A 24,446-nucleotide genomic window follows, 5' to 3' on the forward strand; every position below is an offset into this window, starting at 1 on the left:
TGTAAACCTTCCTGAAGGTGTAGAAATGTGTATGCCTGGCGATAACGTAACAATGGAAATCGAATTGATTACTCCAATCGCTATCGAAGAAGGTCTTCGTTTCGCGATCCGCGAAGGTGGCCATACAGTAGGCGCTGGCGTAGTAACAGAAATCGAAGGTTAATACAAGTTTATAGCTCAATGTATCGATACATTAGCTATATAATTGAATTTTAGATTCAATAAAAGGGACCCAATGGGTCCCTTTTATTTTGTATATATTGATGATTAAGAGTATAGAATTGAATCGCTAATATATTGAAACAATGATGATTTTGTAAGGTGATATATACGTTGTATTCAGGCTTCAAAGGATAATCATACTATTGATACAAATTGAGAAGAAATTTTAATATATTGTAACCTTAGATACAACTTTATTTATAAAATTAGTGTATATTATATATGAAGAGAGCATAGGCTCTCTTTTTGTGCTTTTATAGAAAAGGAGGTAATGTGATGGGCGAATACAAAAAGTATTGGATAGCCGTAGTAGCAGTTCTTATTATTGGATTCTCTATTCTTGGCTATTTGGGTACTGATGTATATCATCAAGCGCCACCGGTACCAACCGCGTATGTATCTCAAGATGGACAGGTTTTGTTCACTAAGGATGATATCTTACATGGTCAATCGGCTTGGCAATCTACAGGTGGTCAATCTGTAGGGACCGTACTAGGTCATGGCGCATATCAAGCCCCGGACTGGACAGCTGATTGGTTGCACAAAGAAGTGTCCGTAATGCTTGATATCAAGTCTCAAGAAGCTTTTGGTGTTCTTTATGAACAGTTAGGTGATGTGCAGAAAGCGGCTGTTAAAGAAGCAGTTAAAGCAGAGTACTTTAACAGTGCTGTTCGTGAAGATGGAACTGTTGTGCTTTCACCGGAACGTATTACAGCGATGAATTTAACCGGACAATATTTTATTGAACTGTATGGTGATAACCCTAAATTGTCCGAAACACGCGATCATTTTGCGATGAAAGACAATACGTTGCCAGAATTAAAAGATCGTATTGATATGGCACGATTCTTCTTCTGGACTACGTGGATGGCATCGACTCAACGCCCTGGTACAGATGCAACATACACCAACAATTGGCCTCACGAGCCATTGTTAGATCATAATCCAACACCGGAAAGCGTAGCTTGGTCTGTTGTGAGTGTTATTATTTTACTTTGTGGTATTGGTATTGTCGTATGGATGTGGGCATTCGGTCGCAAACAAGATGAACATGAATTAACACCACCTGCGGAAGATCCAATTTCCAAATTGCATCTCACACCATCTCAACGGTCTTTAGGAAAATATTTATTTACGATTTTGGCATTATTTTTACTCCAACTTGGTATGGGTGGTATCATTGCGCACTACACCGTAGAAGGACAGGCTTTCTATGGCATTCCATTGGCGCAGTATTTCCCATATTCTATTGCTCGTACTTGGCATATTCAAGCATCCTTGTTCTGGATTGCGATGGCATTCTTGAGTGCCGGTTTATTCTTGGCGCCGATTATTAATGGCGGTAAAGATCCTAAGTTCCAAAAATTGGGCGTGGATATTTTGTTCTGGGCACTCGTTGTGTTGGTAGTGGGTTCCTTTACAGGTACATATTTAGGTGTTGCTCATGAGATTCCGGCGTCTCTAAACTTCTACTTGGGTCACCAAGGATATGAGTTTATCGAGTTGGGGCGCGTATGGCAATGGATTGAATATATCGGCATTCTATTTTGGCTTGTACTCATGGTGCGCAGCATCATTGGTGCTTTCAAAAATAAAGGGGATAAAAACCTTATTGCTGCCTTTATTTTCTCCGTTGTGATGGTCGGTATTTTCTATGGACCAGGTCTTTTCTACGGAGAACACAGCCACTTGGCAATCATGGAATACTGGCGCTGGTGGGTTATTCACCTTTGGGTAGAAGGATTCTTTGAAGTATTCTCTACTACGTTGATGGCCTTTATTTTCGTAACACTTGGTCTCGTATCTTACCGTGCAGGTACCATAGCAGCGATTTCGTCCGGTGCCATTTACCTTATCGGCGGTATCCCTGGTACATTCCATCATCTTTATTTCACCGGTGTTACATCGACTATCGTGGCCACAGGGGCATCGTTCTCCGCGTTGGAAGTAGTGCCTCTTGTACTCTTGGGATATGAAGCGTTTGAAAATTATACACGCCTTCATAGTGCTCCTTGGATGCATCGACTAAAATGGCCTGTATACTGCTTCATTGCCGTATCCTTCTGGAACTTGGTGGGTGCAGGCATCTTCGGCTTCTTAATTAATATGCCGGTTTCCTTGTTCTATATTCAAGGTCTAAATACGACAGCTGTTCATGCTCATACGGCGTTGTTCGGCGTATACGGGTTCTTGAGTTTAGGCTTTGTATTCCTCATCGCTCGTTATATTCGACCTGAAGTGGAATTTAACGACAAGTTGATGAAATTCGGTTTCTGGGCATTGAATTGGGGCCTTGCGTTAATGGTTCTTATCAGTCTATTGCCAATTGGCTTGATTCAAAGTTGGGCAAGTGTTACACAAGGCTTATGGCTCGCTCGCAGTGAAGACTTTATGCAACAACCATTGTTACAAAATTTGCGTTGGCTTCGCATGGTTGGCGATACCATCATGATATTGGGGGCATTGGCCTTCTTCTGGCAAATCGTGAAAGTAACTTTCACAAAGAAACAGTAATAAACGAAGCAATAATAGTAAATATGTAATTATAATATTAAATATAATATATATAAGCTAACTATAAGCTAATATGACATGGCGTTCTTTGGGTAGACAAGGGGCGCCATTGTCTGTTATACTATCCATGTCAGGCATACGTGCCTGGCTTTTTTTGAGTTGCTTAATTTCTTGACATCGCTTGCTACGTATGATATAGTTTTTTAGTATGTAGTCGAGCGTTTTCGAGTACAAGAGACAGATTAGTAAATATAAAGCGAGGTGTATCCGGATGCGTAATGCCATTACTTTAGCTTGCACAGATTGCAAACAACGCAACTATCAAACGAACAAGAATAAAAAGAACAATCCTGATCGTATTGAAATGATGAAATATTGCAAATTCTGCGGTAAACATACATTACACCGTGAAACAAAATAATTCTTATCATTCATTACCTGTTGATTTGAGGATGTGAAACACAATGGCAAAGTCTAACTCAGCAGTGCAGCAGCGTGGTGGATTTGGAAAATTCTTCCGCGGTGTGAAAGCTGAACTAAAAAAAGTAGTCTGGCCAACAAAAAAAGAGCTTATCAATTACACAATAGTAGTATTCTTAGTGACCATATTCATCGCTTTGATTATTTCTGTGCTTGATGGACTCTTTGCCCAACTTTTTAATACGTTGTTGCACTTTGTTGGATAAGGGGGCCATTACATGGAAGCAGATAAGAAGTGGTATGTAATTCATACCTATTCAGGCTACGAAAATAAAGTAAAAACCACTCTTGAACTTAAAGTTCAATCTATGGGGCTACAAGATGTGATCAGCCGAATTTTGGTGCCTCTTGAAGACGAAATAGATGAAAAAGATGGGGTTAAAAAAGTAGTAAAACGTAAGATATTTCCTGGGTATGTATTGGTGGAAATGGAAGTTAATGACCGTTCTTGGTATGTTGTACGCAACACGCCAGGTGTAACAGGTTTCGTTGGCTCTGCTACAAAACCAGTTCCACTTTCTGATTCCGAAGTAGAACATATACTTAAGTCTCAGGGCTTGGATAAGAAACCAACCATTAACGTTGATGTAGAAGTTGGTGAAACGGTTCGCATTACGTCCGGTGCCTTTGAAGATAAACTAGGTGTTATTACCGAACTTAACCCTGATAAAGGAACATTGAAACTTAGCGTAGAAATGTTCAATCGAGATACCGAGGTAGAGTTAGAGTTCTCTCAAGTTGAGAAAGCTCTTTAATATATAAATATAACTCTAAAAAGAGCAATCGATTTTGGTTGCCAGTGGGAGGATGTATATCCGTTACCACCACAGTATAAGCATAGGAGGTTTAATTACCCATGGCTAAGAAATTAGTTAAACAAGTAAAACTACAAATTGAAGCCGCTAAAGCTACTCCAGCACCACCAGTTGGTCCTGCACTAGGTCAAGCAGGTGTTAATATCGTTGCTTTCACAAAAGAATTCAACGAACGTACTGCTAAACAAGCTGGCTTGATTATTCCAGTAGTTATTAATGTATATGAAGATCGTAGTTTCGACTTCATCACTAAGACTCCACCAGCTGCAGTATTGTTGAAAAAAGCTGCAGGTATTCCAAAAGGTTCTGGTGTACCTAACCGTGATAAAGTAGCAAAAGTAGGTCGCGATAAAGTTCGTGAAATTGCTGAATTGAAAATGCCTGATTTGAATGCTAATACCGTAGAACAAGGTATGCGCATGGTGGAAGGTACTGCTCGCAGCATGGGCATTGAAATCGTTGACTAATAAGCGTACGACTTGCGCATAAGGCGCAAATCGGTGGGAGGGAATTCCCGTTTGACCACATAAGGAGGATATTATAATGGCAAAAGTAGGTAAGAAATACGCTGAAGCAGTAAAACTTATTGAAGCTGGTAAATTCTACGAACCAGTAGAAGCGATTGAGTTGGTTAAGAAAACTGCAACTGCAAATTTCGATGAAACAGTTGAAATTGCTTTCAACTTGAATGTCGACCCTAAATACGCTGATCAACAAGTTCGTGGTGCAGTAGTATTGCCTCATGGTACTGGCAAAACTAAACGCGTTCTTGTATTCGCAAAAGGCGACAATATTAAGGCAGCTGAAGAAGCTGGTGCAGATTTCGTAGGTTCTGAAGAGTTAGTAGCTAAAATCCAAGGTGGTTGGAGCGACTTCGACGTAGTAGTTGCTACACCAGACATGATGGGTCAAGTTGGCCGTCTTGGTAAAATCTTGGGTCCTAAAGGCTTGATGCCAAACCCTAAAGTTGGTACAGTAACTCCAGACGTTGCTCGTGCAGTAAACGAAATCAAAGCTGGTAAAATCGAATACCGTACTGATAAAGCAGGTATTATCTCTTGTTCTATCGGTAAAGCATCTTTCGATGAAGAAAAATTACTTGACAACTACCGTACAATCGTTGATACTATTATCAAGGCTAAACCTGTAGCAGCTAAAGGTCAATACATTAAATCTGTAACCTTGTCCGCTACAATGGGCCCTGGTGTACCTTTGAACGTGTTCAAATTGAGCACTGTTTCTAAAGAGCAATAATTAAATATGTCTCTTAGCTGTAGACGGCTGGTATGTATAATGGATGAAAATCCGCCCGCTGAGGCTGACACTAGAACAACCTAGGACTAGTTACGACCTCATCGCGTGCGATGGGGTCGTTTTTACGCTAAGATAGTACATAGAGCACCAAAAAAATCTACAAGGAGGTAATCTAATGGCTGTCACTGAATCAAAAAAAGCAATCGTTGCTCAAATGAAAGAAACTCTTTCTGAAGCAAAAGGTGCTGTATTGATTGGTTACTCTGGTTTAACTGTTGCGCAAGCAACTGATCTTCGTCGCAAAATGTTGGCTGAAGGTGTTGAATACAAAGTAATCAAAAATACTTTGACTCGTATCGCTGCAAACGAATTGAATCTTGAAGGTTTCGCTGAGCATTTAGAAGGCCCAACTGCGTTGGCTACTTCTAAAGATGATGCTGTTGCACCTGCTCGTGTAATCGAACAATTCATCAAAGCAACTGAAAAAGAAGTTGTAACAGTTAAAGCTGGTATCGTTGAAGGCGAAGTTATGGACGCTGCAGGCATTAAAGCAATTGCATCTCTTCCAAATCGCGAAGGTATGCTTTCCATGTTGCTTTCCGTATTGCAAGCTCCTGTTCGCAATGTTGCATACGCTGTCAAAGCTGTTGCAGAAGCAAAACCTGCAGAATAATATTTTTTGCAAAGTATTCGTTGGCCGCTTGAGGCTGGCACTATAAACTAATTTATGGAGGAAATCTAAAATGGCATTGAACATTGAAAACATCGTTGCTGAATTGAAAGAAGCAACAATCCTTGAACTTAATGATCTTGTAAAAGCAATCGAAGAAGAATTTGGCGTAACTGCAGCAGCTCCTGTAGCTGTAGCAGCTGCTGGTGGTGCTGAAGGCGGCGCTGCTAAAGATTCCTTCGACGTAATCTTGAAAGATGCTGGCGCATCTAAAATCAACGTAATCAAAGTTGTTCGTGAAGCAACTGGTCTTGGCTTGAAAGAAGCTAAAGCTATCGTTGACGGCGCTCCTGCACCTGTTAAAGAAGGCGTAGCTGCTGAAGCTGCTGAAGCTTTGAAAGCTCAATTAGAAGAAGCTGGCGCATCCGTAGAATTGAAATAATTCTAGCTATATTAAAGGCGTACCCATAGGGTACGCCTTTTTCTATTGGAGTTTATAAATTGATGCGAGTTTTGTTTTGTTAACTAATTTGGCTTTTGGATACGGTAATGTATTAGAGAAATCCTTATCATATTTTTTAGGAACGATGACATAGGCACCGCGATTATTTGATGTATTACTTAAAAATGTTTCTTTAGTTATGGTAGGCATTAATGTTTTGCCTTCGGTCCATATAGAATCATCAGTTGTATCTACGAAAACTTGGGTGGGTATAGTATCCATGTAATATACAATAGAAGTATAGTAACTGCCATATACATATATTGGTTTTGATGTATCTTCGATGAACGTTCTAAACTGTAAACCAGATTGATTAAATAATATTGGTGGTACTGTAATTGTAATAGCTGAGTATAAAGTAATTAGTGGAACTAAAGCATATATTGCTAGTTTAAAAAATGATGTTATGTAGTATCGACCGATTAAAATCATACATACTATAATAAAGGAACCTACGATTAACGGTTTACTATCAAGACTTTTATCAAAAGCTGTAGTAAATGTAAAAATCATGTAGTAAATACCTAGTGGTAGGGTAATTAAATAATTAAACTTTTTGAATGATTGAGTAAATTCACCGGTTTCTTTGTCAGTAACTAATTCACAAATTTTTACAGCCGCCCATATTATACAAGGGATAATGGCAGGTAATGTGTAGGTTAGATACTTTGTAGCTACTAGAGAGTAGAATAGAACTATAACTATAAACCATATAATACCTAATAGATCAAAATCATCTTTCCAGTTAAGATCTTTTAAATGATAGACTATTACAGGTGTCCATGGTAATAGTGAAAGGGGTACAATTAATAGATAGTAATACCATACATTAAATTTAGGATGCTCAGATATAAGAGCTCGATCTACATTGTGTAGACCTAAGAATCCGGAAATAAACTGCTCACCGTGAATGGAATACATAGCGATATACCAAGGGCTAGCTATCGCTATAAAGGCTAATAGTCCTAAGGGATTAAATAGTAATTTAATATCCTTTGAAAGCTGATAACTTTCATCTTTTCTATGGACTATATAGCGAGCGCATACATAAATGAGTAATATCAGGCCGGGCAAGATGATGCCTATAGGTCCTTTGGTAATTACAGCTAAGGCAGCAGCAATGTAAGCTTTCACCATAGCTGACTTGTCATTATTGGTAAAAGCTAAATAGCTATATCCAAATATAGCTAAGGTGAAGAGAAGTAGAAATCCGTCGGTTATAATTGCATGAGATATGTACCAAAACTGTAGTGTACTCATTAATAGAATAGCACAGAGTACACTAGCAAAAGTATTTTTAGATATGCGGTAAGTTATATGATACATTAGGGCCACGCTAGCTCCCGCAACAAGCGTATTCGGTATACGAGACGTGAAGTCAGATATGCCAAATAGTTTGTATGTAATCATAAGTGCCCAATAGGTGAGCGGTGGTTTATCATACCATACGTGATCATATATCATGGGGGATATCCATGAGTTGTGTTTTAGCATGGTGATGGCGGAGAGAACATAGTTGGACTCCACCGGATCAGTGATTGGCAAATAGGCATTATAAAAGCCGTAGCATAAAACGGTTAATAAAAAGAGCGCACCTATGCGCAGCATGTGATTGTTAATCATAGTTACTCCTTACTTATATAGTTTATATTATTGTACTATAGGGCGTGTAATATTTAAACTAATCAAAGATAAAAACAGAGCCTTTATAAATATGGAAATAGTTATAGAAAATATTTATGAAATAATATATTGTATAGAATATTGTTTATTCGTAATATATGAAATGACTTTTATGTATACAAAATACATGCTATAATGAGCGCATAAGATAAAACCGTTTCATTAAACTATCATCTAATATATGAAATAGTGGAAAGAGGATCTATTATGAGAAAAGAACATGATTTCCTAGGTGAATTAGAAGTAGCGGATGAGTTATATTATGGTGTGCAAACGATTCGTGCCTTAGAAAACTTCCATATTACAGGGAAACATTTAGACCAAGATTTTATTAAAGCTCTAGCGATGGTAAAAAAAGCATCTGCTTTAGCTAATATGAAAACAGGTCGTCTCAATGTATCTATCGGTAAAGCGATTGTTCAAGCAGCTGATGAAGTTATTGCAGGTGAATTTGCTGACCAATTTCCAGTTGATCCAATTCAAGGTGGTGCTGGCACTTCTGTGAATATGAATATGAACGAAGTGTTGGCAAATCGTGCTTGTGAAATTTTAGGTCATCCAAAAGGTAGCTATGATATTGTAAGCCCTAACAATCACTGTAACATGGCACAATCTACAAATGACGCTTTCCCAACAGCGATTAAAGTTTGTGCAATTTTGAAATCTAAACCGTTACTTGAAGCTTTGCAACGTCTTGTTGATGAGCTTGAGAAAAAAGCTGAAGAATATAGTGAAATTTTAAAAATGGGACGTACTCATTTACAAGATGCGGTGCCTATTACATTGGGCCAAGAGATGGGCGCTTATGCATCTGGTATTCGTCGTGGTATTAAACGCATTAAATCTGCCGTTGAAGGTGCACATGTAATCAACATGGGTGCCACTGCAGTTGGTACAGGCCTTAATGCTGAGCCTAATTATATTCATGATGTAGCTTATGAACTTAGTGAAGTAGTAGGCGAACCGTTCTACACCGCGGAGAACTTAATCGATGCCACAAACAATACAGACGTATTTGCTGATATCTCTAGCGGTTTGAAGGTAACTGCACTTGTGTTGATTAAGATGGCAAATGATTTTCGCTTAATGGCATCTGGACCTCGCTGTGGCATTGGTGAATTAAAATTGCCTGCCCGTCAACCAGGCTCCTCTATCATGCCAGGAAAAGTAAATCCTGTTATTGCTGAAGTATTGAATCAAGTGTGTTACCAAGTTATCGGTAATGACCTTACTATTACATTAGCTGTAGAAAATGGTCAATTCGAGTTAAATGTTATGGAACCTGTATTGGCATACAACTTGTTCAATAATCTTTGCTATCTCAAAAACGGTGTAAATACATTCGTTGATAAATTGCTTGTTGATCTTGAAGTAGACCGTGAACAATGCGAGTACTGGTTGAATCGTTCCGTTGGTATCGTAACAGCATTGTTGCCACATCTTGGCTATGAAACAGCTTCTGCATTGGCGAAAGAAGCGTATGAAACAGGTCGAGCTATTCGCGATATCATCTTGGATCAAGGTTTATTGACTGAGGATGAAATTAATCATATTCTTTCTCCTAAAGAAATGACTCGCCCTGGTATCGCTGGTGCGAATCTTTTAAAACAAAAAGGCAACTAATTTATGGTTCTCTTTTGATACATGAATAAAGCATGAAAATGAAAGACTGTCAACCCTTTTGGTTGACAGTCTTTTTTAATACTGATAGAATTATATATTGCAAAAGTAGCGTTTTCTGCTTTTGGATGTAAAAACTATAACACAAATAGTGATGAGGTTTTCTTCCAAGGTTGTGCTTGGTTAATGGGAAGCAAGGTTATTTTAAAAATGAAATGGACCTTGCTTTATTTGACGTTGCCCGAGCAGGAAAACTGAGACCTGTAAGATGTCTTTTTCATGCCGTTATAGAAAATGGTAGACCAGTGTGTTTTGATAGGGGTGAAAGCAAATATGTTCAAACCTGAACAGGTAGGCAAACGAACTCGTTATACGTACGCTAAAATTAACGAAGTTATCAAGATGCCGCATTTATTGGACATTCAACGTAAATCGTATGAGTGGTTCTTGGAGAGTGGTTTACAAAATATTTTCAACGATATTTCTCCGATTAAAGACAATTCAGGTAATCTAGTACTTTCTTTTGAAGGTTTCAGCTTAGGTGAACCTAAGTATGATATTAATGAATGTAAAAACCGTGATGCTACTTACGCAGCACCACTTCGTGTAAATATTCGCTTGGTAAATAATGATCCAGAAAATATGGACATTAAAGAACAAGAAGTCTTCATGGGCGATTTCCCATTGATGACGGATACAGGTACTTTCATCATCAATGGTGCAGAACGTGTTATCGTATCCCAATTAGTACGTTCTCCAGGCGTTTACTACAATAAAGAAATCGATACAATGGGTAACCGTTTGTATGATTCCACAGTTATTCCTAACCGTGGTGCATGGATTGAACTTGAAACAGATGCTAGTGAAGTGGTGGCTGTTCGTATTGACCGTAACCGTAAATTACCAGCTACTGTATTGGTACGTGCATTAGGTTGGGATACGAATGAAAGTATCCTCGACCTCTTCTGGAATGGTAAAACTGATGAGGATGGTTTACCAGTATATGATGAACGCATCGTTCGTACATTAGAAAAAGATACAACTCAATCTGCTGATGAAGCATTGGTTGAAATCTATAAAAAATTACGTCCAGGCGAGCCTCCGACTGTAGAGTCTGCTCGTAACTTGTTCGATAACTTGTTCTTCGATGCACGCCGTTATGACTTAGCGCGCGTTGGTCGTTATAAATTGAACAAAAAACTTGGCTGGCGCCAACGTATGTTGGGTCAAACATTGGCTCAACCAATTGTAGATCCAGAAACTGGCGAAATTATCCTTGATGCAGGCGTACAAGTTGGGGAAGAACAACTTGATATCGTTGCTAATAGCCATGTTTTCGATGGTGAAGGTTTTGCTGAATTCTATATCGTAAATAATGATGGTGTAGAGTCTAAAGTTATCTGTAATAACTGCAACTTACCATATGATCACCGTACAGTAACACGTGAAGACATGATCGCTAACATTTCTTACTTGCTCAACCTTATGGATGGTGCAGGTCATACAGATGATATCGACCACTTGGGTAACCGTCGCCTTCGTTGCGTAGGCGAATTGTTGCAAAACCAATTCCGCATCGGTTTAACTCGTATGGAACGTGTTGTTCGTGAGCGCATGACCATTCAAGAAACTGAATCCATTACACCTCAAGCGTTGATCAATATTCGCCCTGTAGTGGCAGCTATCAAAGAATTCTTTGGTTCTTCTCAATTGTCTCAGTTCATGGACCAAACAAACCCATTGGCGGAATTGACTCACAAACGTCGTCTTTCTGCCCTTGGCCCTGGCGGCTTGTCTCGTGAGCGTGCAGGTTTCGAAGTTCGTGACGTGCATCATTCTCACTATGGTCGTATGTGTCCTATTGAAACTCCAGAAGGTCCAAACATTGGCTTGATTAACTCCTTGTCCAACTATGCAAAGGTAAACGAATTTGGCTTCATCGAAGCACCATACCGTAAAGTAGAAAAAGTGTATGGTAAAGGCAAGGATGCTGACAAGGTTGTTAAAGTGCGCGTATCTGACAGCGTAGTATACATGACAGCTGATGAAGAAGAAGGCATGACAATTGCCCAAGCGAACTCTCCACTTGATGCAGAGGGGTACTTCACAACTGAACACGTAGCTTGTCGTCGTGGTCATGACGTATTAGAAGTTACACCGGATAAGGTTGACTATATGGACGTAAGTCCAAAAGAAGTTGTATCCATTGGTACAGCTATGATTCCATTCCTTGAAAATGACGATGCTAACCGTGCCTTGATGGGCGCGAACATGCAACGTCAAGCAGTACCACTTTTGCGCGCTCAAGCACCACTTGTTGGTACAGGTATGGAATATACAGCAGCTACTGACTCTGGTGTTTGCGTATTGGCGCGTGAAGCAGGTAAAGTTGTACGTTGTTGGGGTAATGAAATCCACGTTCTTCGCGACAGCGATGGTCGTGTTGATACATACCGTTTGAATAAATTCCTTCGTTCTAACCAATCCACATGCTTTAACCAAAAACCAATCGTTAATCGTGGCGATCATGTTGTAAAAGGCCAAGTATTGGCTGATGGTCCTGCTACAGATGGCGGCGAATTGGCATTAGGTTATAACGTTCTTGTAGCGTTCATGCCTTGGGAAGGTTATAACTACGAAGATGCTATCTTGCTTAGTGAAGAACTCTGCAAAGAAGATATCTATACATCTATTCATATTGAAGAATACGAATGTGATGCTCGTGACACCAAATTAGGTGCTGAAGAAATTACTCGTGAGTTGCCTAATACAGGTGACGACACACTTAAAAACTTAGACGAAGATGGTATTATCTGCATTGGTGCAGAAGTACATCCTGGCGATATCCTTGTAGGTAAAGCTACACCAAAAGGTGAAACTGAGCTTACTCCAGAAGAACGTTTGTTGCGTGCTATTTTTGGTGACAAAGAACGTGAAGTTCGCGACACTTCCTTGCGCGTGCCTCATGGTGAATCTGGTAAAGTCGTAGATGTAAAAGTCTTTACCCGTGAAAATGGCGACGAATTACAACCAGGTGTAAATAAACTTGTTCGCGTATATATCGCTCAAAAACGTAAGATTCATGAAGGCGATAAAATGGCGGGCCGTCATGGTAACAAAGGTGTCGTTTCTCGCGTTATGAGAAAAGAAGATATGCCATTCCTTCCAGATGGTACTCCAGTACAAATCGTATTGAACCCATTGGGCGTACCTTCTCGTATGAACATCGGTCAGGTCCTTGAAACTCACTTGGGGTGGGCTGTTCAAGGCTTAGGTATGAAAATCAAAGCTACAGATCTTCACATTCAAAACGTGTTGAAAGAAGCCCGTACTGATGCATCTTACTGGGAACAAATCGATGCAATCCGCGATCTTTATGCTCAAATTGAAGCATTGGAAGCGAAAGTTGCGGAAGATGTTACGGTAAATCATTTCGAAGAAAATGAGCAAATCATTGCTTTGAAAACTAAAATTTTAAAACATGTAGAAGCAACAGCGCAAAAGAAATTGGATGCTATGGGTGGCGAAGCTCGTTACCAAGAGCTTAAAGCTATTGAAGCTAAATACAATGCACTTCATGTAGAATTCTTTGATTCTGAAGAAGAGGCTCCTGAAATGGATCCTGCGCTTGTAGAAGAATTAGAGGCAATTAGCAAAGTCAAGAATACTCTTAACAACATTCACTCTGCTGAAGAGAAACGCGTTGAAATTCGCAAAGAGTTGGAAAGCCTTGGCTATGATTTTGACAAATATGGCATGCCAAAACCAGATGTAGCAGGTATTCATATTGCTACACCTGTATTTGATGGTGCTCACGAAAAGGACGTATTCGAAACATTGGCGATTGCAGGTCGTCCTGATGATGGTAAAACTGTTCTATATGATGGTCGTACTGGTGAACCGATGGATAACCGCGTTACTGTTGGTTACGTTTACATGCTTAAACTCCATCATTTGGTTGATGACAAAATCCATGCTCGTTCTACAGGTCCGTACTCCCTTGTTACACAACAACCTTTGGGCGGTAAAGCTCAGTTTGGTGGCCAACGTTTCGGGGAAATGGAAGTTTGGGCTCTAGAAGCATATGGTGCAGCCTATACCCTTCAAGAGCTATTAACTGTTAAGTCTGACGACGTTGTTGGTCGTGTGAAAGCATACGAAAAAATCGTTAAAGGCGAAAACATCCCTGAACCAGGTGTACCTGAGTCCTTCAAGGTATTGCTTAAAGAACTTCAAAGTATCGGTCTCGATGTAAAAATCTTGAATGAAGATCAAGAAGAAGTTGTTATGAAAGAACTTGAGGACGAAGATGAGGTGGTAGAAACTGGTATTGAAGAAGTTATGGAAGGCAGTGCTGTAGAAACTGATGAAGTAACTGTAGTAGAACCAGAAGTAGAGGAAGAGGAAGAATTACCAGCTGATAATGGCGGTGAAGATGATATCCTTAGCCAATTGGCGTACCCAATGGGCGACTCCTCTAACGATGAAGACTAAAACTATCTATAAGGAAGGGAGCGATAGTAGTGCTAGACGTAAATGAATTCGATTCCATGCGAATCGGTTTAGCCTCTCCAGAGCAGATTTTATCCTGGTCTCATGGGGAAGTTAAGAAACCTGAAACAATTAACTACCGTACGTTGAAGCCAGAACGTGATGGTCTATTCTGTGAACGCATTTTTGGACCAACAAAGGACTGGGAATGTCACTGCGGCAAATATAAACGCATCCGCCATAAAGGCGTAGTCTGCGACAAATGTGGTGTAGAGGTTACCCGTGCGAAAGTACGTCGTGAACGTATGGGCCATATTCAATTGGCTACTCCTGTATCTCACATTTGGTACTTCAAAGGAATCCCATCCCGTATGGGTCTTATCCTTGACATATCACCACGTTCTTTGGAACGCGTATTATACTTTGCTTCCTACATCGTAGTAGATCCAGCTGGTACACCATTGACAAAACGTCAATTGTTGTCCGAGCAAGAATACCGCGAATACGAAGCTCAATTTAATGAAGACGGTTATACTATCGGTGGTAAATCCGTCGTAATCGAAACAGTGGCTCAACGTAATGAACGTTTAGCTATTGTTCGTGAAGCACAACGCAAAGAGCGCTATAATGCGGCTCTTCGTGATGATGCAACAATACCAGAAGCTGATAAGGAATACGAAGAATTAACTCGCGAAGAACGCTATGAGTTAGGCGCTGCTGAAGAGGTTCTCTTCGCATGTATCGACATGGGTGCTGAAGCGGTAAAAGCTCTCTTATCAGAACTTGATCTTGAAGCATTGAATGCCGAATTGCGCGAAGAGTTGAACACTGCTAGTGGTCAACGTAAAATCCGTGCAGTTCGTCGTTTGGAAGTAGTAGAAGCATTCCGTCAATCTGGGAACCGTCCAGAATGGATGATTATGGACATCGTTCCTGTAATCCCACCTGAATTGCGTCCTATGGTCCAATTAGATGGTGGCCGTTTTGCTACATCTGACCTCAACGATTTATACCGTCGTGTTATCAACCGTAACAACCGTTTGAAACGTTTACTCGACTTGGGTGCTCCTGATATCATCGTGCGCAACGAAAAACGCATGCTTCAAGAAGCGGTTGATGCATTGATTGATAATGGTCGTCGCGGTCGTCCTGTTACAGGTCCTGGTAACCGCCCATTGAAATCCTTGTCCGACATGCTTAAAGGTAAACAAGGTCGTTTCCGTCAAAACTTGCTCGGTAAACGTGTTGACTACTCCGGTCGTTCCGTAATCGTAGTAGGTCCTGAACTTAAAATGCACCAATGTGGTTTGCCAAAAGAGATGGCATTAGAATTGTTCAAACCATTCGTTATGAAACGTTTGGTAGAACGCGGTCAAGCATCCAACATCAAGGCTGCTAAACGCCAAGTTGAAAGAATTGGCCCTGGCGTGTGGGAATCCTTGGAAGAGGTAATTAAAGAACATCCAGTTCTCTTGAACCGTGCCCCTACATTGCATAGACTTGGTATCCAAGCCTTCGAACCAATCCTTTGGGAAGGTCGTGCTATCAAATTGCATCCATTAGTATGTACAGCCTTCAATGCCGACTTTGACGGTGACCAAATGGCGTGTCACTTACCATTGTCCGTAGAAGCACAAGCGGAAGCTCGTACATTGATGCTTTCTAGCCATAATATTTTGTCTACTAAGGACGGCAAGCCAGTAGCAGTACCTTCTCAAGATATGATCTTAGGTACATACTACCTAACAGTTGTACGCGAAGATACTCGTGATAAAGCAAAAACATTTGCTACCTATGATGAAGTTATGCTTGCCTATGAGTCTCATATCATTGGTTTGCAAGATATTCTTTATATCCGTTTACCTGATCATGGCCGTGTAGAAACAACAGCAGGTCGCTTGATCTTCAACAATGCTTTATTCCCAGAATTGTGGCAATACGAGAAACGTGAAGATGGCACTTACTCTTTAGGTAAGGTTATGGATAAGAAAACAGTTGGTAAATTGGTTGATCAATGTTTCCAATTGTTTGGTAATGAAAAAACAGCAGAACTATTGGACCGCATCAAGTCCTTGGGTTACTCCTTCGCTCGTCGCGCAGGTATGACGGTAGCTATTGCTGATATTAAAGTACCAGAAGTTAAAACTAGCTTGTTAGATACAGCGGAACAAGAGGTAGAAAAAGTATCTCGTATGTACCGTCGTGGTCTTATTACAGAAGAAGAACGTTATCGTAAAACTATCCAATTATGGACAAAGGCAACAGAAGATGTTACCGATGCGATGATGGATAATATGGCGTGCGATAAAGACGGCTTTAACCCTGTTTACATGATGGCTATCTCTGGTGCCCGCGGTAATAAACAACAAATTCGTCAGCTTGCTGGTATGCGTGGTTTGATGGCCGATCCATCTGGTCGAATCATTGACTTGCCAATTAAAGCAAACTTTAAAGAAGGCTTGACTGTATTGGATTACTTTACATCCTCTCATGGTGCTCGTAAAGGTTTGGCCGATACAGCGCTTCGTACAGCTGACTCTGGTTACTTGACACGTCGTCTCGTTGACGTATCTCAAGACGTAATCGTTCGTGAGGACGATTGTGACGTTGTAGGTATCGATCTCGTTCGTGAACGTGCTCGCTTGGCTACATCCCCACGTCAAGCATTAGAATTGCTTAAAGATAAACTTATTGGTCGCGTTTTAGATAAAGATGTTGTGAATGCTGAAACAGGGGAACTTGTTGTACCAGCTGAAACTATCTTGGATGAACAATGCTTGGCAGATATTGCTGAAGCCGGTGTTACATCTATCGCATTGCGCGGTGCACATTTGGGCTCTGATAGCGATATTAACCATACTAACTTGGTTCAAAAAATTATTCTTGGTGAAAGCGACGATAGCATCCGTGCAACATTGAAAGAAACTATGGTTCAAAATATGTTGAACAAGGATACTGTACAAGCAATCGTTGACAGCGAAGGTGTAGAAATCTTCCCAGCTGATACACGTCTTACTGAAGAAGGCATCGAAGCTATCCTTAACTCCGATGTAAAAGAAGTACAAGTACGGAACAATGAAATCCACGGTATTGAAGTGGAAGCTATCGTTGAAGGTACTGGTGTTATCGAGCCATTAAAAGACCGTATCGTAGGTCGTATTGCAGCTGAAGAATTAGTTAACAAGGAAACTGGCGAAGTTATCGTTCCTCTTAATGGTGAAATCACAGAGGCGTTAGCTGATGAAGTTGTAAAACACTATGAAACAGTAAAAATCCGTTCCGTATTGACTTGTCGTAGCCCATATGGCGTATGTCGTAAGTGCTATGGTCGTGATCTAGGAACTGGCAACCAAGTTCAAGTTGGTGAAGCTGTAGGTATCATTGCGGCACAATCCATCGGTGAACCTGGTACTCAGTTGACAATGCGTACATTCCATACTGGTGGTGTCGCAGGTGACGATATTACACAAGGTTTACCACGTGTCGAAGAATTGTTCGAAGCTCGTAAACCAAAACGTAACGCTATCATCGCCGAAAACGAAGGTACAGTTCGCGTTGTGCCTAATGAAGGTAAGAAAGGTACAAACACTATCTTTATCACTGGTGAAGATGGTATTGAACTCGATTACCTCATTCCTTACGGCTCCCGCATTATCGTTAAAGACGGTGACGTGGTATCCTTGGGCGCTCGTTTGACAGAAGGCTCCATCAATCCTCATGACATTATGCGTGTCATGGGTACTGAAGCAACTCAACGTTACCTCGTATACGAAGTACAAAAAGTATACAAATCCCAAGGTGTAGAAATTAACGATAAACATATCGAAGTTATCGTTCGTCAAATGCTTCATAAAGTTAAAATTGAAACAGCTGGCGATGCGGATATGCTTCCAGGGGATATGGTGGACGTTAATACCTTTGACGAAGAAAACCGTCGTCTTACCCTCAATGGTCGTGAAAATGCTACAGGCAAACGCACGCTATTGGGTATTACGAAAGCCGCTTTGGCAACGGACTCCTTCTTGTCCGCTGCGTCCTTCCAAGAAACAACACGTGTTCTTACCGACGCTGCTATCAAGGGTAAAATCGATCCATTATTGGGCTTGAAAGAAAACGTAATTATCGGTAAGTTGATTCCTGCTGGTACAGGCATGAGTCGTTACCGTAAGATTGAAGTTGTAAAAAATACACCTGAAATCATTGATATTACGGAAGAGGTTATGTCTGAAGATTAATTACTTTGGATTAGCCGTTAAGCTATATTAACTGTATAGACTTGTTGCATAGTTGATATTGTGCGACATAATAAAAAGGGTGCACCTGCGAGGTGCACCCTTTTGTTATAGGTATTATTGGTTTCTATTCAGCTGCTTCTTCCGCGTCATGAGACATGATGTCATAACCGACGTCATCCGATAAAGTAAGATATCGTTCGTACTGTCGAATGATATCGGTAATGATATCCTCCCGTGTCATATACTGCGCATCGTATCCGGCGCGCCCGTCACTGAAATATGTCATAGGGATTGCGTTGGTGCTTTCAGTAATGTGAGGAATGTTGGGATCTTCGATGAGATGATCCGATACCTCTTGCGTAACGAGTTTGATGCCGTAGGTAAAGTTGCGCATTGATTCTTTTTCGATGGTTAACTCTACGGAGGCGTCGTTACCATTGAAATGTTTGTCAATTCTCGTAGTTAATCCGTACTCTTCGGTTAATTCTTTATTGAGCTGATACATAGCAGGCAATGCTGTTGTTTTCATAAAGGAAATAACATCTTCCGATTGCGTTTGGTTGAGTATTTTGGCAAGACCTTGTTTCCAGTTCTTGCTGTCCCAGTAGATGGATGTGGTTGAAAGTTTTGTGTTAAAGTATTGCGTATCTGTTAATAATCCTTGCCATAAGCTGTAGCACATGATAACCATCAAGGCTGCAAATGGTAAGGCGAGAATGAGCGTTACCGATTGTAGTACATTAAGCCCACCGATGCTGAGCAAACTGATGGCAAGAAAGGACATTACAGAGCCCCACATCAAGCATTGCCACTTTGGAGATGAAGTGGATTTATCATAGGCCGCAATATTATTTAACACATAAATACCTGAATCGGCAGATGTAATAAAAAATAATGCTAATACGATAATCGATAGAAGACTAGTTAAACCGGATAATGGTAAATATTCAAGGAATGCAAAGAGTAGTTGTTCTGGTTTATCGGTTAATGCACCGAGTGCACCGTTTGCTACTGTTTCATCGATATAAATTGCAGTATTACCAAAGATAGTAAACCAAACGATAGTAAATACAGTTGGAATAATGAGTACCCCAAAGATGAACTCTCGAATAGTCCTACCTTTTGAAATACGTGCAATGAACATGCCCACAAATGGTGCCCAAGATAACCACCAAGCCCAGAATAGTATGGTCCAGCTGAAGAACCATGGACGGGTTTCTGGTGTATAGATAGATGTATAGAAGCTTTGACCTAAAATATGTGATAGATAGTATCCAAAGTTTTCTACCATTGTATTTAATAGGAGTAATGTAGGACCTGCACATAGTACAAAAAGCATTAAGATCAATGCAACAGATATATTGATTTCGCTGAGCAGCTTAACGCCTTTGTCAATACCTGTAACAGCAGATAGAACGGCAATGGACATAATGATGATAATGATGACCGTTTGTGCGGAAAAGTCATTAGTGGAGATGATATTAATATATAGGAACCCTGCACCTAGTTGGGCCGCACCAAATCCTAAGGTGGTTACGATACCTAATAAAGTTACACAAAGTGCGATGATATCGATAATGTGCCCTCGTGGGCCATTGATCTTATCCTTCCACAGCGGATAGAAACATGAACGTAGTGATAATGGCAACTTATAGCGAAAACCAAAATACGCTAATGCTAAAGCCATAATTCCGTATACCGTCCATGCATTGATGCCCCAGTGGAAGATGGAGCGGAATAACGCTTCCTTGGCGCTAGGAGCACCATCGACTAAGCCTACAGCGGAGTGATAATGTGAGAGCGGTTCAGCAGTACCGAAGAACATGAGACCTACACCGGTACCTGCCGCAAATAACATGGCGAGCCAAGCTGTATAAGAGAATTCCGCTTCTTCATCGTCGCTACCAAGTTTGATGTCACCTAGCGAACTAAGTGCAAGAAAGATATTGAAGATAAAGAAGAGACTTATGGATAAAACATAAAACCAGCTGAAATCTTCAAATATAATATCACGAATCCCTTGGAGGATCGTTTGAGATATTTGCGGAATCAGAAGGGCACATAAGCTTAGCCCTAAGACGATAGACAAGCTACCTATAATTACAGGGGGATTAAAGTTTGAATAACGTTTAATGAGTTTAATCATATAATCTCCTTTCTTTAGTAACTTATAAATACAAATATTTGTTCTGTATTAATTTATATCATAATAAAATGGTATTTATATTAATTTTGCATAATTGGTAAAAGAAAAAATAATAGTAAATGCATAGAATGATTATTTATACATAAAAATAATGATATATGAATAAAAAATCACTCTTCATTTATAATTTAAGATTGAATGAAACACACGGATGAGTGTACACATAAAATGCAGCTGTAGAGCGGTGTGTGACATTGGAAATTGTTTGACATGGACTGCTGTAATTGATATACTTACATAGTGCTTTAGGCGAGGTATGCCTAATGGGCATAATTTCGTAAGGAGAATTAGTACAATGGACATTGCCCATCTGAAGTCGGTGAACAAAACAATCGGTGCCAAGCAAACGTTGAAACAAATTGCTAAAGGTGCTGTGAAGTACGTGTTCCTGGGTTGTGATAGTGATGAACGTGTGGTACAGCCTTTACGGATTGCTTGTGAAGAACAGGGAATACCTGTGAATGACAAACACACCATGGATGATCTCGGTCGTGCGTGTCGCATTAAGGTGCGGGCCACCGCTGTAGGCGTCCTACGTTAATCTCGGTAATATCCGATGTAACACTTTGTTATGACGGATCAATTATAAATCTCAAATTTGGAAAGGAGGTGCCCAAATGCCAACAATTAATCAGCTAGTACGCAAAGGCCGCATGAGCTTGACTAAAAAATCTACAGCTCCTGCCCTTCAAGAATCTCCACAAAAACGTGGTGTATGTACTCGTGTGTACACAGCTACTCCAAAGAAACCAAACTCCGCGCTTCGTAAAGTTGCCCGTGTACGTTTGACAAACGCTATTGAAGTAACTGCTTACATCCCAGGCATTGGTCACAATTTACAAGAACACAGTGTTGTACTTATCAGAGGCGGTCGTGTAAAAGACCTTCCAGGTGTGCGTTATCACATCGTTCGTGGTGCATTGGATACAGCTGGCGTACAAAATCGTATGCAAAGTCGTTCCAAATACGGCGCGAAAAAAGCTAAAAAATAATTTTAGCCATTAAACGAAATTAACACACATCATTATAAAGGAGGAATTGAACATGCCAAGAAAAGGCCCTGTTCCGAAACGTGATGTACTTCCAGATCCGGTGTACAACAGCAAATTAGTAACACGTTTCATTAACAAAGTTATGTACGATGGTAAAAAAGGCATTGCTGAAACTATCGTATATGATGCATTCGAAATTATTCGTTCCAAAATGGGTCAAGACCCAATGGAAGTTTTTGATCAAGCATTGAAAAATGTTATGCCTGTACTTGAAGTGCGTGCTCGCCGTATCGGTGGTGCGAACTATCAAGTGCCAGTTGAAGTTCGTGCTGATCGCCGTCAAACCCTCGGTATTCGTTGGGTTGTAAATTATGCTCGTCTTCGTGGTGAACGCACTATGAAAGAACGTTTGGCAGGCGAATTGATGGACGCTTTCAACAATGCAGGCGCTGCAATCAAGAAAAAAGAAGATACTCATAAAATGGCAGAAGCTAATAAAGCATTTGCTCATTATCGTTGGTAATAAGAGGTGACAACTGTGGCAAGAGAGTTTTCCTTAGCAAAAACTCGTAATATCGGTATCATGGCTCACATCGATGCTGGTAAAACAACAACTACAGAACGTATCCTCTACTATACAGGTATCGTTCACAAGATCGGCGAAGTACATGAAGGCGCTGCTACGATGGACTGGATGGAGCAAGAGCAAGAACGTGGTATCACAATCACTTCTGCTGCAACAACTTGTCAATGGAAAGAACATCGTATCAATATCATCGATACTCCTGGTCACGTTGACTTTACTGTAGAAGTAGAACGTTCTCTACGTGTACTTGACGGTTCTGTTGCGGTGTTCAGTGCTAAAGGTGGCGTTGAACCTCAATCCGAAACAGTATGGCGTCAGGCTTCTAACTACGGCGTACCTCGTATCGCTTATGTAAATAAGATGGATACTGTAGGTGCTGACTTCTTCAACGTAGTTGACATGATGAAAGCTCGTTTGGGTGCAAATTCCGTAGCTATTCAAGTACCAATCGGTGCTGAAGATACTTTTGAAGGCATCATTGACTTGATGACTATGAAAGCGGAAATTTATAAATCCGATGACGGTAAAGAATATGAAATCACTGATATCCCTGCTGAATATCAAGAAGTAGCAGAAGCTCGTCGCGAAATGATGATCGATGCTATCGCTGAAACAGATGATGATATCATGATGAAATATTTGGAAGGCGAAGAAATTTCTGTGGAAGAATTGAAAGCGGCATTGCGTAAAGCTGTTATTGCTAACCAATTATTCCCAGTTCTTTGCGGTTCTTCCTATAAAAATAAAGGTGTTCAAATGTTATTGGATGCTGTTATCGATTACATGCCAGCTCCAATCGATATCCCACCTATTAAGGGTGTTGTTCCTGGTACTGAAGAAGAAACAACTCGTCCTTCTTCCGATGAAGAACCATTCTCTGCGTTGGCATTCAAAATCATGGCTGACCCTTATGTTGGTAAATTAGCGTTCTTCCGTGTGTACTCCGGTACATTGGAATCCGGCTCCTACGTTTTCAACTCCACTAAAGGTAAAAAAGAACGTATCGGTCGTATTCTTCAAATGCACGCTAACTCCCGTAAAGAAATCGAACGCGTATATTCTGGTGACATCGCTGCGGCGGTTGGCTTAAAGGATACTACTACAGGCGACACATTGTGTGATGAAAAATCTCCTGTAATTCTTGAGTCCATGGAATTCCCTGAACCAGTTATCTCCGTTGCTGTTGAACCTAAAACAAAAGCTGACCAAGAAAAAATGGGTACAGCTCTTGCTCGTTTGGCAGAAGAAGATCCTACTTTCAAAGTTCGTACTGATGAAGAAACAGGTCAAACTATTATCTCCGGTATGGGCGAACTTCACTTGGATATCATCGTTGACCGTATGAACCGTGAATTCAAAGTAGATTGTAACGTAGGTAAACCTCAAGTAGCATACCGCGAAACTATCCGTAAAGCTGTTAAGGCTGAAGGTAAATTCGTACGTCAATCTGGTGGTCGTGGTCAATATGGTCACTGCTGGTTGGAATTGATTCCTCAAGAACCAGGTGCTGGCTTCGAGTTTGAAAACAAGGTTGTAGGTGGTGCGATTCCTCGTGAATACATCGGACCTGTTGAAAGCGGTGTTAAAGAAGCTATGGAATCCGGTGTTATCGCTGGGTACCCTATGGTTGATGTTAAAGTTATCGTATTTGATGGTTCCTACCATGACGTTGACTCCAACGAAATGGCCTTCAAAATTGCTGGTTCTATGGGCTTCAAAGAAGGTGCTCGCAAAGCAGATCCTGCATTGCTTGAACCATACATGGCTGTAGAAGTAGACGTTCCTGAAGAATATATGGGCGACGTTATCGGTGACTTGAACTCTCGTCGTGGTCGCATGGACGGCATGGAAGCTCGTAATGGTTCCCAACATATCAAAGCATATGTTCCATTGAGCGAAATGTTCGGTTACGCAACTGACCTTCGTTCCAAAACGCAAGGCCGTGGTAACTACTCCATGACATTCGATCATTACGAAGAAGTTCCTAAGAAAATTGCTGAAGAAATTCAAGCAAAGAAAAACGGTTAATCTCATATTAGATTAATAGAATTACTATTTTCCTCGGAGGATAATTTAAAATGGCAAAAGAAAAATTTGAACGTACGAAACCGCATGTTAACATCGGTACAATCGGTCACGTTGACCATGGTAAAACTACTTTGACTGCTGCAATCAC

Annotated in this window: 18 protein-coding genes and 1 pseudogene; 17 read left to right on the forward strand and 2 right to left on the reverse strand. The window is 40.6% G+C overall.

The window, feature by feature from the left end; translation table 11 throughout:
* The 9 genes and pseudogenes from tuf to rplL form a co-directional block, all read left to right on the forward strand.
* Positions 1-163, forward strand: a pseudogene (gene tuf, locus KHY58_RS09785) (elongation factor Tu); the annotation flags it as partial.
* A gap of 335 nt (positions 164-498) precedes the next feature.
* On the forward strand, positions 499-2,736 hold the full coding sequence (locus KHY58_RS09790; RefSeq protein WP_004693527.1) for a nitric-oxide reductase large subunit: 2,238 nt from the start codon (positions 499-501) through the stop codon (positions 2,734-2,736).
* A 271-nt stretch (positions 2,737-3,007) separates the two neighbouring features.
* Positions 3,008-3,157: a 50S ribosomal protein L33 gene (rpmG, locus tag KHY58_RS09795; protein ID WP_004693530.1), complete on the forward strand. Its 150-nt coding sequence runs from the start codon at positions 3,008-3,010 to the stop codon at positions 3,155-3,157.
* Between the two features lie 43 nt (positions 3,158-3,200).
* Positions 3,201-3,422 carry a preprotein translocase subunit SecE gene (gene secE / locus KHY58_RS09800; protein WP_004693531.1) on the forward strand — a complete coding sequence of 74 codons (222 nt, stop codon included), beginning with the start codon at positions 3,201-3,203 and terminating at the stop codon, positions 3,420-3,422.
* A 12-nt stretch (positions 3,423-3,434) separates the two neighbouring features.
* Positions 3,435-3,971 carry a transcription termination/antitermination protein NusG gene (gene nusG, locus KHY58_RS09805; protein WP_008602485.1) on the forward strand — a complete coding sequence of 179 codons (537 nt, stop codon included), beginning with the start codon at positions 3,435-3,437 and terminating at the stop codon, positions 3,969-3,971.
* Between the two features lie 101 nt (positions 3,972-4,072).
* A complete protein-coding gene (rplK, locus tag KHY58_RS09810) occupies positions 4,073-4,498 on the forward strand; it encodes a 50S ribosomal protein L11 (RefSeq protein ID WP_004693535.1) in 426 nt (141 codons plus the stop codon).
* 76 nt (positions 4,499-4,574) lie between these two features.
* Positions 4,575-5,285: a 50S ribosomal protein L1 gene (rplA, locus tag KHY58_RS09815; protein WP_004693536.1), complete on the forward strand. Its 711-nt coding sequence runs from the start codon at positions 4,575-4,577 to the stop codon at positions 5,283-5,285.
* 175 nt (positions 5,286-5,460) lie between these two features.
* On the forward strand, positions 5,461-5,958 hold the full coding sequence (rplJ, locus tag KHY58_RS09820) for a 50S ribosomal protein L10 (RefSeq protein WP_004693539.1): 498 nt from the start codon (positions 5,461-5,463) through the stop codon (positions 5,956-5,958).
* 70 nt (positions 5,959-6,028) lie between these two features.
* Positions 6,029-6,397 carry a 50S ribosomal protein L7/L12 gene (gene rplL, locus KHY58_RS09825; RefSeq protein ID WP_004693540.1) on the forward strand — a complete coding sequence of 123 codons (369 nt, stop codon included), beginning with the start codon at positions 6,029-6,031 and terminating at the stop codon, positions 6,395-6,397.
* A 42-nt stretch (positions 6,398-6,439) separates the two neighbouring features.
* On the opposite strand, the gene KHY58_RS09830 is transcribed toward rplL, so the two are convergent.
* Positions 6,440-8,080 (reverse strand): ArnT family glycosyltransferase, encoded by a 1,641-nt coding sequence (locus KHY58_RS09830; protein ID WP_278473233.1) that lies wholly within the window; start codon positions 8,078-8,080, stop codon positions 6,440-6,442.
* A gap of 267 nt (positions 8,081-8,347) precedes the next feature.
* Here KHY58_RS09830 and KHY58_RS09835 point away from each other — a divergent pair, with 267 nt between their 5' ends.
* From KHY58_RS09835 to rpoC, 3 genes are all read left to right on the forward strand, one after another.
* Positions 8,348-9,763 carry an aspartate ammonia-lyase gene (locus tag KHY58_RS09835; protein ID WP_004696758.1) on the forward strand — a complete coding sequence of 472 codons (1,416 nt, stop codon included), beginning with the start codon at positions 8,348-8,350 and terminating at the stop codon, positions 9,761-9,763.
* Positions 9,764-10,093: 330 nt separating this feature from the next.
* Positions 10,094-14,254, forward strand: a complete 4,161-nt coding sequence (rpoB, locus tag KHY58_RS09840; protein WP_278473234.1) for a DNA-directed RNA polymerase subunit beta — start codon at positions 10,094-10,096, stop codon at positions 14,252-14,254.
* Positions 14,255-14,283: 29 nt separating this feature from the next.
* Complete coding sequence (rpoC, locus tag KHY58_RS09845) at positions 14,284-18,486, forward strand: DNA-directed RNA polymerase subunit beta' (RefSeq protein WP_004693548.1); 4,203 nt, start codon at positions 14,284-14,286, stop codon at positions 18,484-18,486.
* A gap of 124 nt (positions 18,487-18,610) precedes the next feature.
* On the opposite strand, the gene KHY58_RS09850 is transcribed toward rpoC, so the two are convergent.
* Complete coding sequence (locus tag KHY58_RS09850; RefSeq protein ID WP_278473235.1) at positions 18,611-20,632, reverse strand: BCCT family transporter; 2,022 nt, start codon at positions 20,630-20,632, stop codon at positions 18,611-18,613.
* 355 nt (positions 20,633-20,987) lie between these two features.
* Between KHY58_RS09850 and KHY58_RS09855 the strand changes: the two genes are divergently transcribed.
* From KHY58_RS09855 to KHY58_RS09875, 5 genes are all read left to right on the forward strand, one after another.
* The gene (locus tag KHY58_RS09855) at positions 20,988-21,233 is read left to right on the forward strand and encodes a L7Ae/L30e/S12e/Gadd45 family ribosomal protein (protein WP_004693552.1); all 246 of its coding nucleotides are present in this window, start codon (positions 20,988-20,990) and stop codon (positions 21,231-21,233) included.
* A 76-nt stretch (positions 21,234-21,309) separates the two neighbouring features.
* On the forward strand, positions 21,310-21,684 hold the full coding sequence (rpsL, locus tag KHY58_RS09860) for a 30S ribosomal protein S12 (RefSeq protein WP_004693554.1): 375 nt from the start codon (positions 21,310-21,312) through the stop codon (positions 21,682-21,684).
* Positions 21,685-21,736: 52 nt separating this feature from the next.
* A complete protein-coding gene (gene rpsG, locus KHY58_RS09865; RefSeq protein ID WP_004693556.1) occupies positions 21,737-22,207 on the forward strand; it encodes a 30S ribosomal protein S7 in 471 nt (156 codons plus the stop codon).
* A gap of 15 nt (positions 22,208-22,222) precedes the next feature.
* A complete protein-coding gene (gene fusA, locus KHY58_RS09870; protein WP_004693557.1) occupies positions 22,223-24,298 on the forward strand; it encodes an elongation factor G in 2,076 nt (691 codons plus the stop codon).
* 50 nt (positions 24,299-24,348) lie between these two features.
* Positions 24,349-24,446, forward strand: a 98-nt coding sequence (locus KHY58_RS09875) for a GTP-binding protein (protein ID WP_038034850.1), incomplete at its 3' end; no start/stop codon positions are given.

Source organism: Veillonella parvula (assembly GCF_018366295.1).
Classification (GTDB): Bacteria; Bacillota; Negativicutes; order Veillonellales; family Veillonellaceae; genus Veillonella; species Veillonella parvula_P.

Bases quoted from the DNA above. Each gene is read 5' to 3' on its own strand.
- KHY58_RS09790 (WP_004693527.1), top strand. From the start codon at position 499: ATGGGCGAATACAAAAAGTATTGGATAGCCGTAGTAGCAGTTCTTATT.
- rplA (WP_004693536.1), top strand. From the start codon at position 4,575: ATGGCAAAAGTAGGTAAGAAATACGCTGAAGCAGTAAAACTTATTGAA.
- rpoB (WP_278473234.1), top strand. From the start codon at position 10,094: ATGTTCAAACCTGAACAGGTAGGCAAACGAACTCGTTATACGTACGCT.
- rplL (WP_004693540.1), top strand. From the start codon at position 6,029: ATGGCATTGAACATTGAAAACATCGTTGCTGAATTGAAAGAAGCAACA.
- KHY58_RS09850 (WP_278473235.1), bottom strand. From the start codon at position 20,632: ATGATTAAACTCATTAAACGTTATTCAAACTTTAATCCCCCTGTAATT.
- secE (WP_004693531.1), top strand. From the start codon at position 3,201: ATGGCAAAGTCTAACTCAGCAGTGCAGCAGCGTGGTGGATTTGGAAAA.
- KHY58_RS09835 (WP_004696758.1), top strand. From the start codon at position 8,348: ATGAGAAAAGAACATGATTTCCTAGGTGAATTAGAAGTAGCGGATGAG.
- rpsL (WP_004693554.1), top strand. From the start codon at position 21,310: ATGCCAACAATTAATCAGCTAGTACGCAAAGGCCGCATGAGCTTGACT.
- rpsG (WP_004693556.1), top strand. From the start codon at position 21,737: ATGCCAAGAAAAGGCCCTGTTCCGAAACGTGATGTACTTCCAGATCCG.
- nusG (WP_008602485.1), top strand. From the start codon at position 3,435: ATGGAAGCAGATAAGAAGTGGTATGTAATTCATACCTATTCAGGCTAC.
- rpmG (WP_004693530.1), top strand. From the start codon at position 3,008: ATGCGTAATGCCATTACTTTAGCTTGCACAGATTGCAAACAACGCAAC.
- KHY58_RS09855 (WP_004693552.1), top strand. From the start codon at position 20,988: ATGGACATTGCCCATCTGAAGTCGGTGAACAAAACAATCGGTGCCAAG.
- rplJ (WP_004693539.1), top strand. From the start codon at position 5,461: ATGGCTGTCACTGAATCAAAAAAAGCAATCGTTGCTCAAATGAAAGAA.
- rplK (WP_004693535.1), top strand. From the start codon at position 4,073: ATGGCTAAGAAATTAGTTAAACAAGTAAAACTACAAATTGAAGCCGCT.
- KHY58_RS09830 (WP_278473233.1), bottom strand. From the start codon at position 8,080: ATGATTAACAATCACATGCTGCGCATAGGTGCGCTCTTTTTATTAACC.